This is a genomic window from Deinococcus seoulensis, from assembly GCF_014648115.1.
In the GTDB taxonomy this organism is placed as follows: Bacteria; Deinococcota; Deinococci; order Deinococcales; family Deinococcaceae; genus Deinococcus; species Deinococcus seoulensis.
The window spans coordinates 51,789-64,593 of sequence record NZ_BMQM01000002.1 but is presented as its reverse complement, the minus strand read 5'-3'; the positions used below and the strand labels follow the sequence as shown (position 1 = coordinate 64,593).

14 protein-coding genes are annotated in these 12,805 nt (G+C 71.7%); 8 read left to right on the top strand and 6 right to left on the bottom strand.

Features of this window, described 5'->3' with window-relative positions:
* Positions 1–18 precede the first annotated feature (18 nt).
* The 4 genes from IEY70_RS02140 to leuB all read left to right on the top strand — a co-directional run bounded on the left by IEY70_RS02140 (position 19) and on the right by leuB (position 3,622).
* Positions 19–639 (top strand): LysE family transporter, encoded by a 621-nt coding sequence (locus IEY70_RS02140; protein WP_229777562.1) that lies wholly within the window; start codon positions 19–21, stop codon positions 637–639.
* A gap of 30 nt (positions 640–669) precedes the next feature.
* Positions 670–1,920: a hypothetical protein gene (locus IEY70_RS02135; RefSeq protein ID WP_189063346.1), complete on the top strand. Its 1,251-nt coding sequence runs from the start codon at positions 670–672 to the stop codon at positions 1,918–1,920.
* An 84-nt stretch (positions 1,921–2,004) separates the two neighbouring features.
* On the top strand, positions 2,005–2,571 hold the full coding sequence (locus tag IEY70_RS02130) for a 3-isopropylmalate dehydratase small subunit (RefSeq protein ID WP_189063345.1): 567 nt from the start codon (positions 2,005–2,007) through the stop codon (positions 2,569–2,571).
* Positions 2,564–3,622 carry a 3-isopropylmalate dehydrogenase gene (gene leuB / locus IEY70_RS02125; protein WP_189063344.1) on the top strand — a complete coding sequence of 353 codons (1,059 nt, stop codon included), beginning with the start codon at positions 2,564–2,566 and terminating at the stop codon, positions 3,620–3,622. The genes IEY70_RS02130 and leuB overlap by 8 nt, the downstream gene beginning before the upstream one ends.
* Before the next feature lie 65 nt (positions 3,623–3,687).
* On the opposite strand, the gene IEY70_RS02120 is transcribed toward leuB, so the two are convergent.
* Positions 3,688–3,864 carry a hypothetical protein gene (locus IEY70_RS02120; RefSeq protein ID WP_189063343.1) on the bottom strand — a complete coding sequence of 59 codons (177 nt, stop codon included), beginning with the start codon at positions 3,862–3,864 and terminating at the stop codon, positions 3,688–3,690.
* 93 nt (positions 3,865–3,957) lie between these two features.
* Between IEY70_RS02120 and IEY70_RS02115 the strand changes: the two genes are divergently transcribed.
* The 4 genes from IEY70_RS02115 (at position 3,958) to IEY70_RS02100 (ending at position 6,808) form a co-directional block, all read left to right on the top strand.
* Positions 3,958–4,266 carry a hypothetical protein gene (locus IEY70_RS02115; protein ID WP_189063342.1) on the top strand — a complete coding sequence of 103 codons (309 nt, stop codon included), beginning with the start codon at positions 3,958–3,960 and terminating at the stop codon, positions 4,264–4,266.
* Positions 4,242–5,795, top strand: coding sequence for a MocR-like pyridoxine biosynthesis transcription factor PdxR (pdxR, locus tag IEY70_RS02110; RefSeq protein ID WP_373290735.1), 1,554 nt, complete (start codon positions 4,242–4,244; stop codon positions 5,793–5,795). Before IEY70_RS02115 ends, pdxR begins: the two co-directional genes overlap by 25 nt.
* 112 nt (positions 5,796–5,907) lie before the next feature.
* Entirely contained in the window at positions 5,908–6,273 is a 366-nt protein-coding gene (locus IEY70_RS02105; RefSeq protein ID WP_189063341.1) for a hypothetical protein, read from the top strand.
* 109 nt (positions 6,274–6,382) lie between these two features.
* On the top strand, positions 6,383–6,808 hold the full coding sequence (locus IEY70_RS02100) for a hypothetical protein (protein WP_189063340.1): 426 nt from the start codon (positions 6,383–6,385) through the stop codon (positions 6,806–6,808).
* 73 nt (positions 6,809–6,881) lie between these two features.
* On the opposite strand, the gene IEY70_RS02095 is transcribed toward IEY70_RS02100, so the two are convergent.
* The 5 genes from IEY70_RS02095 to IEY70_RS02075 form a co-directional block, all read right to left on the bottom strand.
* On the bottom strand, positions 6,882–8,483 hold the full coding sequence (locus IEY70_RS02095) for a hypothetical protein (RefSeq protein WP_229777561.1): 1,602 nt from the start codon (positions 8,481–8,483) through the stop codon (positions 6,882–6,884).
* Positions 8,480–9,190 (bottom strand): VWA domain-containing protein, encoded by a 711-nt coding sequence (locus tag IEY70_RS02090; RefSeq protein WP_189063339.1) that lies wholly within the window; start codon positions 9,188–9,190, stop codon positions 8,480–8,482. Before IEY70_RS02090 ends, IEY70_RS02095 begins: the two co-directional genes overlap by 4 nt.
* Before the next feature lie 76 nt (positions 9,191–9,266).
* Positions 9,267–11,381, bottom strand: a complete 2,115-nt coding sequence (locus IEY70_RS02085; RefSeq protein ID WP_229777560.1) for a transglycosylase domain-containing protein — start codon at positions 11,379–11,381, stop codon at positions 9,267–9,269.
* A 31-nt stretch (positions 11,382–11,412) separates the two neighbouring features.
* Entirely contained in the window at positions 11,413–11,697 is a 285-nt protein-coding gene (locus IEY70_RS02080; RefSeq protein ID WP_189063338.1) for a hypothetical protein, read from the bottom strand.
* A gap of 297 nt (positions 11,698–11,994) precedes the next feature.
* Complete coding sequence (locus IEY70_RS02075; RefSeq protein ID WP_189063337.1) at positions 11,995–12,678, bottom strand: peptidoglycan-binding domain-containing protein; 684 nt, start codon at positions 12,676–12,678, stop codon at positions 11,995–11,997.
* Positions 12,679–12,805: the final 127 nt, after the last annotated feature.

Here is a 12,805-nt window from a genome sequence, read left to right as displayed (position 1 = left end):
CGAGAGGAGGAGAGAGGCGTGGACCTGAACATTCTGCTGGCTGTCGCGGCCATTCACGCGGTGGTGCTGGTCATTCCGGGACCGGACGTGCTGCTGGTCAGTCAGACGGCGCTGGCCCGCACCCGCCGCGCGGCGCTGCTGGCCGGGCTGGGCGTCGTGCTGGGCATCGCGTGCTGGGCGGCACTGGCGCTGCTGGGGATTGGCCTGCTGTTCCAGGCGTTCCCGTGGATTCACGGGGTGGTGAAGGTCGCGGGCGGCGCGTACCTGCTGTGGATGGGCGTGGGCCTCTGGCGGTCCAGCACCCAGCCCGGTGGCGAGGCCGCGCCCGTCCAGGCACCCCTGGGCGACCTCGCGGCGCTGCGGGCGGGGTTCCTGACGAACATCAGCAATCCCAAGGCCGCCGTGTTCTTCGGCAGCGTGTTCAGCGGGCTGCTCGGCGCGCACGCGGGCACCGGGCTGAAACTCGCGGCGTTCCTCGTGATCGTGGGCCTCAGCCTCGGCTGGTTCGCGCTCGTCGCGGCCGGGATGTCGACCGCGCCCATGCAGCGCGCGTACCTGCGTGCCCGCCGGGCCGTGGACCGCGTGGCGGGCACGCTGATGCTGGGCTTCGGCGCGCTGCTGCTGGCGTCCCGCGAGTAGTCCTTCCACGCGAGTAAGCTGGGTGAACTTATGGGCGAAGCAAAACGACGTAAACAACTGGGCCTGATGCCCACCGTGTACCCCTTCGACGCGACCATGGACGCGGACGGCACGCTGACCTTCACGCGCGCCCCCGAGGACGCCGCGCACCGCGAGCTGATCGCGGGCGCGCTGCGGCTCTCGCAGCCGTACGGGGCCGCGTGGGACAGCCAGTACCGCACGCTGCACGTCATGCACGGCCGCGTGGACCGCTTCCTGGAAACCGCCGAGGACGTGCAGTCCATTCCCGTACCGGCACTGCGCCGCCTGAGCGGTGAACTGGCGCTGGGCCGCGTCGGAGAGGGCACAGAGACGACCGGGCGGTTCCTGCCGGTCGAGGGCGGCGCGGTCCGCCTGCGTGAAGTGCAGCACTCCGCCGACGGCACGAAGTGGGAGGCGTTCCCCGTGAACATGGACCCCCGCCGCGCCCTGGAGTTCCTGCTGCAACACCCGGCCGCCACGCTGGGCGGCGAGGTCGTCGCGACCTACGTGGCCGAGCAGTGGCGCGAGGGCCGCCTGGACATCGACCCGGAACCCCCGGCGGACCTGCTGGACATGCTCGAAACGCTGGCCCGCGAGTGGCACGGCGACACCGAGCAGGGCTGGCAGGACACCCATCTGGACGCCACCGACGGCGACGACACCGACCCCGTGCCGGTCGCGCGCCGCGTGGCCTTCGAACTGCGACAGCCCGCGCCGCTGCAATCCCCGCTGAACCTGTCGTTCGCCACGCTGGGCAACGTGGAAGTCACCGTGAACCGCGAGAACAGCAGTTACAGCCTCGACGGTGAGACGTGGATCTCGTACGCCGACCCGGACGGCGAGGCCCGCGAGGACGCCCTGAACCTCCCGGACTTCCTGGATGTGGAGACCGTACCCGTGCAGGTGTTCGCTGACGGCCGCGTGGAATGGGTGGACGGGGACGTGCCGGCCGAGCACGGCGAACGCCTGCGCGCCGACCTGCTGCTGGAAACCAGCGCCGGGAACCCCGCCGGGTGGGCGCAGTGGACCCGCGAACTGATCACGCAGACCTTCGAACACGAACTGGTCGTCCCGGAAGACGCCGAACTGCCCGTGCCCGTCGCGGTACTGCTGGACATTCCCCTGGACGCCCTGGACGACCCGGACCCGCTGGCGCAGTCGTTCATCGAGTCCGCCATCACCTTCGACGGCACCAACTGGCGCGACCTGTACGACGAGGAAGTGCCGGAAGAACTCCGCGCCTTCCTGGACGACAACTGACGGTGCCAGTAACTGACCGTACCGAGACCTGAATTCGAACCCGCGTCGGGGCCGCACGCCGCGCCCCGACCGCAAGGAGCACCCATGACCACCGTGCACGTGTTTGGCCGTGACCACATCAACACCGACGAGATCATCCCCGCCCGGCACCTGACCACCGACGTGGAAAGCGAACTTGCAAGGTACGCCATGGAGGACTACGACAAGGACTTCGTGAAGCGGGTCCAGCCGGGCGACATCATCGTGGCCGGCGCGGACTTCGGCTGCGGCTCCAGCCGCGAGCACGCCGTGTGGGCGCTGCGCGGCGCCGGCGTGGCCGCCGTGATCGCCCCGAACTTCGCGCGCATCTACTACCGTAACTCCATCAACAACGGCTTCCTGGCGCTGGAATGCGACGGCATCGTGCAGGCCTTCGAGGACGGCGACCCCGCCGACCTGAACCTCACGGCGGGCACCATCACGAACACCCGCACCGGGCAGAGCCTGACCTTCGTGCCGGTCCCGCAGTTCGCGCTGGACGTGCAGAAGGCCGGCGGCTGGCTGGAATACATGAAAGAACACGACCAGGCGGCCCTGGAAGCCGAAACCCTGGACGCCCACTCCACCCAGGCCGGTCACGGCCACCCCGGCCAGGAGGAACACCATGCCTAAGATCGTTTCCCTGCCCGGCGACGGCATCGGCCCGGAAGTCACGGCGGCGGCCGTGCAGGTGCTGCGCGAGGTCGCGCCCGACGTGACCATCGAGGAACACCTGATCGGCGGCGTGGCCTACGACACGCACGGCGACCCGTTCCCGCAGGTCACCCGCGACGCCCTGAGTGACGCCGACGCGGTCCTGCTGGGCACCGTCGGCGGCGCGCAGGACAGCGCCTGGAACCTGCTGCCCCGCCACCAGCGCCCGGAAAGCGGCCTGCTGGCGCTGCGCAAGGCGCTCGGCTGCTACGCCAACCTGCGCCCGGTGCGCGTGCAGCCCGGCCTGGAACACCTGTCCCCGCTGAAGCCCGAACTGGCGCGCGGCGTGGACATCCTGATCGTGCGCGAACTGCTGGGCGGCGTGTACTTCGACGGCGACCGCAAGATCGACGGCGACACCGCGTACAACACCATGCGCTACACCACCGCCGAGGTCGAACGCGTCGCGAAGGTCGCCTTCTGGGCCGCCGAGCAACGCAAGGGCCGCGTCACCAGCGTCGACAAGGCCAACGTGCTGGAAGTCAGCGAACTGTGGCGCCGCGACGTGACCGCCCTGCGCGACCGCGACTACCGTGGCATTCACCTGAACCACGAGTACGTGGACTCGGTGGCCATGCTGATCGTCTCGGACCCCAGCCGCTACGACGTGATCGTCACCGAGAACCTCTTCGGCGACATCCTCAGCGACCTCGCCGCCGTCATTCCCGGCAGCCTCGGCCTGATGCCCAGCGCGTCCCTGGGCGACGGCGCGGGCCTGTTCGAACCCATTCATGGCAGCGCCCCCGACATCGCCGGGAAGGGAATCGCCAACCCCGCCGCCGCGATCATGAGCGCCGGGATGCTCCTGCGCCACGGCCTGAAACGCCCGGACGCCGCCAACCAGATCGACCGGGCCGTGTCCATCGCCCTGCGGTCACACCCCACCCGCGACCTGGGCGGCGCGGCCGACACGCAGACCTTCACGCGCGCCGTCATGAGCGCCCTGGAAAGCTCGCCCGCCGTCGGGTAAGCAGGAGCAGGGCAGCCGGGAGGGGCAGGGGAGATGGGCTTCCCTGCCCCTCCCGGCTGCCCCGGTCAGTGCAGTCGTTCGCGTTCAAGCTGCTGGATGCGCCGCTCAAGGTCATGCAGGCGGCTGCGTTCACTGCGCTCCCCGGCGTGCCGGACCACGAAGCGGATCAGGGCGATCAGCCCCACGATGACACTCAGGACGGTCAGCAGCAGCAGCAGGTCGGGGAGGCCCAGGGGTGGCATGCCCGCAGCTTAAGCGGCATTCCGGGCGGACGCTGCCGCAAATGCCGCACGGACCCTGTTCACGGGTGCTTCACGCGGCGCATGCTGTGAGGCATGAGCGACCCCGCCGTGACCTTTCCCGCCCCGACCCGCATCCCGTACCCCGGCGGCTGCGTGCTGGAACCCGGCCCGTACGCGCTGGACTACCTGCTCAGGTGGCGGGCCGACGTGACTGTACGCGGACAGCTGCACCCGGACACGCCGGTATTCCCGCTGCTGCGCGCGCTGCTGGCCGACCCGGCCGCGCACGGCCTGAGCGCCGCCGAGGCCGCAGCCGCCCGCGACCGCTTCCTGGAACTGGCCGGGCAGGCCCTGACGGCCGAGGGTGGGCAGCGCGCGTGGCTGGAACGCGAATTCCGCTGACCGGCCGCGCGCAGGCGACTGACGCGGCGCTCCCCGCGCCGCCCGGCCCGGCCGACGGCTGGCTGGACGCCCTGACCCTCAGCGACCCGCACCCAGGCGAGACCCGGCACGCGCTGGTCGCCCGGACCCTGCGCGGCGCCGTGACGCGCGGCCTGCTGCCCGAGGGCACGCGCCTGCCCGGTCACCGCCGCCTCGCGCAGCGGCTGGGCGTGTCCCGCAACACCCTGGTCGACGCCCTGACCCAGCTGCACGCCGAGGGGTACGTGCGCCCGAGGGGCCGCAGCGGCACGGTCATCAGCGTGCCCATGATCGGTGAGCCCGTGATCGGTGAGCCCGTCCACGCGGGCACGGTCCATCCGGGCGGCGTGACCGTACCCGGATGGACGGGTCAGTGCCTCCCGCTGAGCGCCTGGGCGATCCGCGCGCTCCAGGGGCAGGTCGAGGAGGTCGGCGGGGACCGTTTCGCCGTGGACTTCCGGGTGGGGCAGCCCGTCCCGGACCTGTACCCGGAGGCCGCCTGGACGCAGGCACTGGCACGCCGGGCCGCGCAGGTCACGCACGCGCACCCGCACGACCCGCTCGGGCCGCCCGAGACGCGCCGCGCGCTGGCCGCGTACCTGAACGCGCAGCGCGGGGCGCGCGTCACGCCGGACATGGTCATGCTGACCGGCGGTACCCAGTCCGCGCTGGACGCCCTGGCCCGCGTGTTTCTCGAACCGGGCCGCCTCGCGGTCGTCGAGGACCCCACGTACGCCGGGGCGCGCGCCGCGCTGGCCGCCACCGGCGCGGACGTGACCGGCGTGCCCGTGGACGATCGGGGCCTCCAGACCGGCGCGCTGCCGCCCGGCGCGACCCTGGCGTACGTGACGCCCGGCTGCCAGTACCCCACCGCCGTCAGCCTGGGCGCCCCGCGCCGTCAGGCGCTGATCGCGTGGGCGGCCGCCGCGAACGCCTTCATCCTGGAAGACGATTACGCCGCCGACCTGCACCTGAGCTCCCGCCCGCCCCCGGTGTTGCAGGGCCTCGCGCCGGACCGCGTGATCCTGCTCGGGTCGTTCAGCAAGAGCCTCGCGCCCGTCACTCGCAGCGGGTTCCTGGTCGCGCCGCCCGGCGTGCTGCGCGTCCTGACCGGCACCCGTCCCCTGACCGACCGCCTGCCCGGCCGCCTGGACGCCCTGGCCCTGGCGGACGTGCTGGCCTCCGGCGCGTACGCCCGCCACCTGCGCCGCGCCCGCACGGCCGTGCAACGCCGCCAGGACGTGCTGACCGGCGCGCTGCGTGACCACCTGCCCGGCTGGCCGGTCACGCCCGTCGCGTCCGGGTTGCACCTGTACCTGCCGCTGCCCGACCCCTGGACCGAGGCGGACGTGCTGGCCCGCGCCGCCCGGCAGGGCGTGGCACTCAGTCCCGTCGCGCCGCTCTCGCAGGGGGGCCACCCTCCGGCCGTGCTGCTGGGCTTCGCGGCCCTGTCCGCTGCCGAACTCACGGACGGCGCCGCCCGCCTGGGCGCGGCCCTGCGCGGCCCCTGACAATCCGGCTCCTGACGCCCCGGCTCCGCACCTACCCGATTGGGGGGCGCCCGCTGCCTGCCGGACGCACCTGCCGCACACCCGCCGCCCGGCACGGGGTAGACTGCGCGCAATGCGGTTCCTGCTGATAGCCCTGGCGCTCGTCCTGACGGTGATGTACTTCACGTTCGGGCTGCGCTTCGGGTACGTGACCCTGACCCCCACCTACCTGCTGAACGCCAGCGGCGAGAACCGCTACGGCCTGAACATCTACGAGGACCGCGCCAAGATCGGCGTGCGCGGCTCCTGCAACGTGCGCAGCGGCACCGCCACCGTGCGCCTGCTCGACCCGCGCGGCGTGCAGGTCGCCGGTCAGGTCTGCCCGAAAGGCGAGTGGGGCCTGAACGTCCTGACCAGCGGCCCCCAGGGCAAGTACCAGCTGGTCGTGGAATTCGAGAAGTTCACGGGTGTCATGGACCTGAAAGAAGCCCGCCAGTAACGCCGCCATCCTGGCAGGCGGCAGAGACTGCCCGGATCACGGAGACCACCCGCATCACGGGTTTCTCATAGCGCCGGGCCGCACCTGAGCCGTAAGGTCGGTCCTACCCATGACCGCCGCGCTTCCTGCCGACCACTCCGCGCCCCTGCTGGCGGGACCGTCCGGCGGCGTTGCGCGCGACCCCACCCCGCTGGCGGACTCACCGCTGGCGTTCGGTGCGGCGGCCCTGGCCCGCGCGCGGCGCTGGGCGACCTTCTACCCGGCCGCCGAGGTGCTGCTGGACCCGCAGGGGCACTTCCAGCCGCAACCGCGCGACCAGATGCAGTGCAGCGTGCACCTGTACGCCGTGACCCGCCGCCACATGGACGGCGTCCGGCCCGACGAGGCGACCGTCATGGCCCGCATGCTGACCCTCGCGCAGATCGAGGCGGACCCCCACCGGGACGCGGCCTCACCGGGAAGCCTGCCGGGCACGTCCGGCCTTCCCTCCGGCCCGGCGGCCCGCCTGGACCGGCTGTTGCAGACGCTGGGCTGATACGGCTGGCCGTCTGTTTCGCCGACAATCCGTATGACCCGCCGCTCCTGGCCAGCCCGGACCGGGGGGCCAGTCAGCCCAGCAGGGCGCGCAGGCCCCGGCGCGGGCGGGGGAAGCGCGCGGCCTGCACCTGCGCGGCGAAGTCCTCCAGGGTGGCCTGTAATTCCTGCGCGTCGGCCCTCAGGCGGGTGCTGATGGCCTGCACCTGCGCGTCGCGTTCCTGCTCCCAGTGGTTCAGGACGCGTTCGTTCAGGCGGGCGTGGTCGGGGCTGGTCACGTCGCGCGGCGGGGCGAGGCGGTCGCGGGCCAGTTCCAGGTACGCCACGTGATCGGTCGCGCGGGCGGCGGCCCTCAGGCTGCCCTGCGCCTTGAGCTGCGCCACGCGCGCCGCGAGGCGTTCGCGTTCCAGCACGGTGCGGGCGCGCTCGCGGCCCTGAATGAACGCTGCCCCGGCGGCCATGCCGACCAGCGCCAGCGTGAAGGTCAGCAGCGACCAGTGCTGCGGCGCGGTGTCCGTCTCGGGCGCGGCGCTCAGGTCGGTCAGTTGACCCTGCTGCGCGGCGTTCGCGGCGATCTCGGCCGTGACGCGCAGGATGCCGTCCCAGTTCAGGAAGCCCTCCACGCCCAGGTACAGTCCCGTGACCGCCAGGATGCCCGCCGTGTACGTGCGCGGGTGGGCCATGCCGGGCGTGCCGGGCGCGAGCTTGGCGCGGTACGCGAGTTCATCCACCAGCCACAGCAGAAGCACGCTGAACATCACCCCGGCCGTCAGGGCGATCAGGGTCAGGTACAGGCGGGACTCCGGGTTGAACAGCAGGTTGATGCTGACCCCACTGATGATCCCCACGAAGAACTTGCTGAACACCGCGAACGCATTGAAGACGCGTTTACTCCCGCTTTTCTGCTCGGGCGGGCGGATGGCGTGCCCCTCCCGGGCGAGCGTCATGACGGCCTGCTGGGTGTACAGGTCCTCGGCGCCGGTCGTGTCCGGGCGGGCGCCGCTGGCGACCAGCGCGTCGAACCGTTCGGCGCGGGCCTGCTCGATGGCGGCCGTGGCGGCCTCGTAATCACGTTCCACGCTCCCGCTGGCGGCGTTCATGAACGCCAGGTGTTCCTGCTGGCGCCCCCAGCTGGTGCGGACACCCACGCCCGTCTCGGCCAGCACGCGGGTCAGGGCGGCGCGCGCCTGCTCGTGGTTCACGCGGTACCCCTCGACGTTCAGGTGCAGCAGTCGGGCGCGGCTGTTCAGGGCCGCGCGGGTCGCCTCGTCCGGGATCAGGCTCAGTTCGCCGCGCAGGTCCCCCAGCAACTCCGCGAACTGCTGCGGGTGCAGGACCGGCATGAACGACTCGGCACTCAGGGGTTCCGGGCGGGGCAGCGCCGCCTCGTACAGGCGCGGGTCGAAGTCCGGCAGGTCGTCCTGCGGGGGAGCGGGCGGCCCGCCGGGCGGCGCGTGTCCCGCGGCCCCGGCGCCGGTGGCATCGTTGGGGGCACCGTTCCGGGCGGCCTCTCCCTCGAATTCCAGGTCCACGGTGCCCAGGTCCGGGCCGCTGAGCGTCACGCGCGACAGGGGCCGGGTGGTTGGGGGCTGGGTGGTCGGCGGACTGGTGCTCGGCGGACTGGTGCTCGGGGAGCTGGTGTCGCCCGGGCTGGCGGGGTCGCCTGGGCGGGTCACCGGCGGGCCGCCTTCACGGCCGCCGCGAAGGTCGGGTACACGTTCGACAGGTCGTACGCGCCCGCCAGCAGCACGCGCCGGTCACTGGCCGAGGCGCCCAGCGCCTTCACGAACGAGTCCCGGACCGACACGCCGCCCGTCCCGGCCTCCGGACTGAGGCCCGCCACGAACAGCGTCCGGGTGGTCTTGGCCCCCAGCAGCTTGCGGGTCACGGCGCCCAGCCCGGCGCGACCGGGGTCGTCCAGCAGCGCGCCGTCCGTGAACAGCACGACCACGTCGTTCACCTTCGCGGTCTGCGCGGCGCGCCCGGCGGCCTGGGTCAGTCCGGCCGTGATGGCACTGCCGCGCCCCGTGCAGGGTCTGGTCAGCGCGGTCGTGTAGCGCAGGATGTCCGCCCTGGCCATACGCGCCCCGTTCTTCGAGCTGAACGTGAAGTCCGCGACCGTCTGCACGCCTTCGCACACGCGCAGCAGGGTCAGGGTGTCGCCGCTGCGCAGCTGGTTGAGCATCACGCTCTGCGCCAGCAGCCGCGCCTGATCCGCGTACCGGAAGGCGGGGTTCTTGCTGCTGCCGGTCATGTCCACCGCGACCGTCAGGTGCAGCGGCGGCGTGGACAGCCCCAGCAGCGTCGAGGCACTCATGGCCGGAACCGGCAGGGACAGGGTGGACAGGGACAGGGCGGACAGCAGGGCAGAGGTTACAGGCATGGGCACTCCAGGGGGCAGGCGGGCGGCGCCGCCGGGGAAACAGGGGTGGGGGAGGCGCGGCGCCGGAAAAGGACGGTCACGGCGCCACCGGGGCAGGGTTACGGGGGTTCAGGCCGGAAATCGGGACGGCGGCCCCAGCCACGCGCGTGATGCCGGGCGGCGCGTCCAGGCTGCGGCGCTCGTGCGGCAACTCGCGCAGCAGGGCCACCTCGCGGCAGGCGGTCTGCTCGCGGTACAGCGTGACCGGCACGCTCTGACGGCCTTCCGGGTCGCCGATCCACACGGCCATGGCGTACTGCGGGGTGACGGCCGCGCACCACGTGTCGTTCACGTCGTCGGTCGTGCCGGACTTCGCGCCCAGCGGCATGGACCGCCCCTGAAGGCGTTGCAGCAGGCTGGGCCGCAGGAACGGCACGTGGCTGGCGTCCGTGCTGACGGCGGCGGTCAGCAGGTCGAAGGCCTCGAACGCCACGACCTCATCCCACAGTGGCTGGCAGTCCGGGCGGGGCAGCGGCAGCGGTCGCCCGCCAGTGTCCGTGACCTCGGCCAGCAGGTGCGGGCGGCACAGCAGGCCCCCACCGGCGAAACTGGCGTACGCGGCCGCCACGTCCAGCGGCGCGGCCCGGTACGTGCCCAGCGACGGACTGGAGCGGTTGCTGGCGTCCTCCTGATACCCGGCGGCGTCCAGCACGGCCCGCAGCGCCTTCTCGCGCGGAGTGCCGACCTGCACGGCCACGGTGTTCAGGCTGCTGGCGTTCGCCTCGCGCACCGTGACCGCCCGGCCCAGGAACGTGCCGCTGCTATTCCGGATGGCCTGCGAACCGTAACGGGTCGCCTGATCCGGAAAGGCACTCAGCTGCGTCAGGCCGTCCCCGAACGCGGCGGCGTACAGCAGCGGCTTGACGGTACTCGCCACCGGGCGCAGCGCACTGACTGCCCACTGCCGCCCCGCGTCGCTGCTCTGGTTACCGCCCGTGGAGCTGGCGAGTGCCACGATCCCACCGCCCCGCACGTCCACGATGGCGGCGCCCTCGGCCACGCCGGTCGGGCGGGGACCGGTGGCGCCCTCGCCGGTCACGCGGCGCGTCAGGGCGGCCTGCGCGGCCGCGTCGACGGTCAGCACGACCCGGCCCACCCGCTTCGGGTCCAGGCCCGCCGCGCGCAGTTCGCGCCGCACGAGTTCCTGCATGGCCCACACGGGCTCCGGTTCGTTCGTGTACGCGGGGTTCCGGGCGGCCTGCACCACGCGCAGGTCCGTGCCGCTCCCGGCGTACTCGGCGCGCCACAACCGGGGTTGCAGCGGCGTACTGACCGCCTCCAGGTACTCGCCCTGACCGATCAGGCCGTGCGAACGCAGGATCTCCAGCGTGACGAGCTGCTGCCTGCGCATCCAGCGGAAGCGGGCGGTGGCCGTCTCGGGCGGCGTGGTGTCCGTCACCAGGTAGCGGCCCGGTGCGGGCAGCAGACCCACCAGGAACGCACTCTGCGCCAGCGTCAGGTCCGCCGGTTCCACGCCGAACACCGCCCGGGCCGCGTCGTACACGCCCTTACGCTGCCCGATCCCGATCCACGGGAGGCTGTTCACGCTCATGGCCAGCACCTCGCGCCGCCCGTACCGCCACGTGACGACCGGCGCCAGCACGAACTCCGTGGCCTTGCGGGTCAGCGTCAGCAGCGGCCCGCGCCGGTCCGTGTCGTAATCGAAATGCCCGGCCAGCACGTTATTCTTCAGCAGCTGCATGGTGATCGTGCTGCCACCCGCGCCGCTCAGCAGCGCGCGGGGCAACCGGCCCAGGTCCACGCCCACATGCGAGAAGAACCGCACGTCCTCCTTCGCCACGTACGCCAGCAGGAACGCCTCACTGACGCCGGTCAGCGGCACGCTCAGGGACTCGCGGCACGGCACGGCGTTCACGGCGTTCCCCGCGCGGCAGTGGTCGATCACGCCCAGCGGCTCGCCTCGCCGGTCCACGACCTCGATGGGCCGCAGTTCCGCCCGCAGGTTCCACACCCGCCCCAGCGCCCCGGTCCCCACCGCGCCCGCCACGCCCAGCGCGATCATGCCCACGGTCGCCGCGCCCACCCACGCCAGCGCGGCCCGCAGCACGCGCCGCAGCGTCCACGGCGCCGGCCGCCGCAGGAACGGCGAGCGCGGCCACGGGTTCCGCCACCGTTCCCAGATCCTCAGCACGCCCGCGCCCCGTGTTCCAGGCAGGGCACGCTCAGCGGACCACGTCCGTCACGCCGGCCGCCGCCGACCGGAACTGCCAGTCACGCGCCGCGCTGTTCCACAGGCCCGACAGGCCCACCAGCAGCACCAGCACCGCACCCAGCGCCGCCAGCGCCGTCACCGCGCCCGGCCAGCCCGCACGCGGAAGCGGCGGGCGCGGCGCGCGGGGAGGTCGGGCGGGCCGGACCCGCCGCGCCGGGGCGGCAGGCACGGACGGTAACGGGGGCGTTCCAGGCAGGCCCGACGAGTACGGCCGGGGCTTACGCACGAAACTCATGGACAGAGCATACGGGGCAGGCATGAGGGACACATCCCACCAAAGGACGATCAAACGGGCGTTAACGCCACTCGCCTGCGCCGCTCCGGCCCAGCAGTGTGACAGGGCTTTCAGGATGTTCATTCGGACTAGAGATCAGGACATTCAGGGGTGGATTGAGAAAGACCTCAGACTTCCTGTGAAAATCCCTCTGATCCTGCGCCCGGATTCCTGTTTCCAGCCAGTTGGTCTTCAGAGGCTGGGTGATCTGAAAACGCATTTTCGGAGGAATCCCGTTGGTCCCCAGATCGCTGGAGCTTACTTGGCAACCTTGTTGCGTTCGGCAATCGCTTTGGCCAGTTTGGGATCAAAGAACCGAGCCGTGCTGGAAAACAGTTTCGTCCACGTCGCCCGGTCTACCACACCGGACGGCGCCAACCCGTTGGTACTCTGGAAAGCAATGACGTTGGCTTCAGTCACTGGTCCAAACCAACCGTCACCGCCCGCGCCCCGCGCTACTTTCGATACGTCCATAAGTCGGTTCTGCAGCGCTACGACATCAGCTCCATTCATTCGAGGAGTCGAGAGGCGCAGTGTGCGCCGGAACGCAGGCGCGGTCACTGCGCTGCTGGCCGTCACATCCAAAAACACGAGGGTTGACCCCGGACGGTTGGGAAACGGCGCGACCATGACTTTGACGTACCCGCTGGGCATCTGAATCCAGTTGTAGACGTAGGCAGGGTCGTCGTCGCTGCGCCAGCCACCGTACAGGTTCAACCCGCTGACGCTCAGCAGTTGACGGGTCAGGGCTGAACTTCCGTCAGCAGCCACGCAGCGGCGGTTGGCCGTGCCCAGCAACTGGAACGGAGAAGGACACGGGCGGATGACGCCGTTGAGATTCACGGCAACGGCATTGGTCGCCCGGTCAACATCGGCGGGTGAGGTAGCCGCCAGCACACCGCCCCACAGCAAGGCAAACACGGGCAGGAGGAAGCGGCTCATAGGTTACATGTAGCACAACTGGACAGCTCGCACACCCGAAAGTCAGCGTGCACCCTACGCTCTGACAGGGCTTTCAGAATGGTCGTGCGGCGTGGAGGTCGGCCTGAGCGGATGAAGGCGTGCTGGG

Bases quoted from the DNA above. Each gene is read 5' to 3' on its own strand.
- leuB (WP_189063344.1), top strand. From the start codon at position 2,564: ATGCCTAAGATCGTTTCCCTGCCCGGCGACGGCATCGGCCCGGAAGTC.
- IEY70_RS02115 (WP_189063342.1), top strand. From the start codon at position 3,958: ATGAGCGACCCCGCCGTGACCTTTCCCGCCCCGACCCGCATCCCGTAC.
- IEY70_RS02075 (WP_189063337.1), bottom strand. From the start codon at position 12,678: ATGAGCCGCTTCCTCCTGCCCGTGTTTGCCTTGCTGTGGGGCGGTGTG.
- IEY70_RS02135 (WP_189063346.1), top strand. From the start codon at position 670: ATGGGCGAAGCAAAACGACGTAAACAACTGGGCCTGATGCCCACCGTG.
- IEY70_RS02090 (WP_189063339.1), bottom strand. From the start codon at position 9,190: ATGCCTGTAACCTCTGCCCTGCTGTCCGCCCTGTCCCTGTCCACCCTG.
- IEY70_RS02100 (WP_189063340.1), top strand. From the start codon at position 6,383: ATGACCGCCGCGCTTCCTGCCGACCACTCCGCGCCCCTGCTGGCGGGA.
- IEY70_RS02130 (WP_189063345.1), top strand. From the start codon at position 2,005: ATGACCACCGTGCACGTGTTTGGCCGTGACCACATCAACACCGACGAG.
- IEY70_RS02080 (WP_189063338.1), bottom strand. From the start codon at position 11,697: ATGAGTTTCGTGCGTAAGCCCCGGCCGTACTCGTCGGGCCTGCCTGGA.
- IEY70_RS02120 (WP_189063343.1), bottom strand. From the start codon at position 3,864: ATGCCACCCCTGGGCCTCCCCGACCTGCTGCTGCTGCTGACCGTCCTG.
- IEY70_RS02105 (WP_189063341.1), top strand. From the start codon at position 5,908: ATGCGGTTCCTGCTGATAGCCCTGGCGCTCGTCCTGACGGTGATGTAC.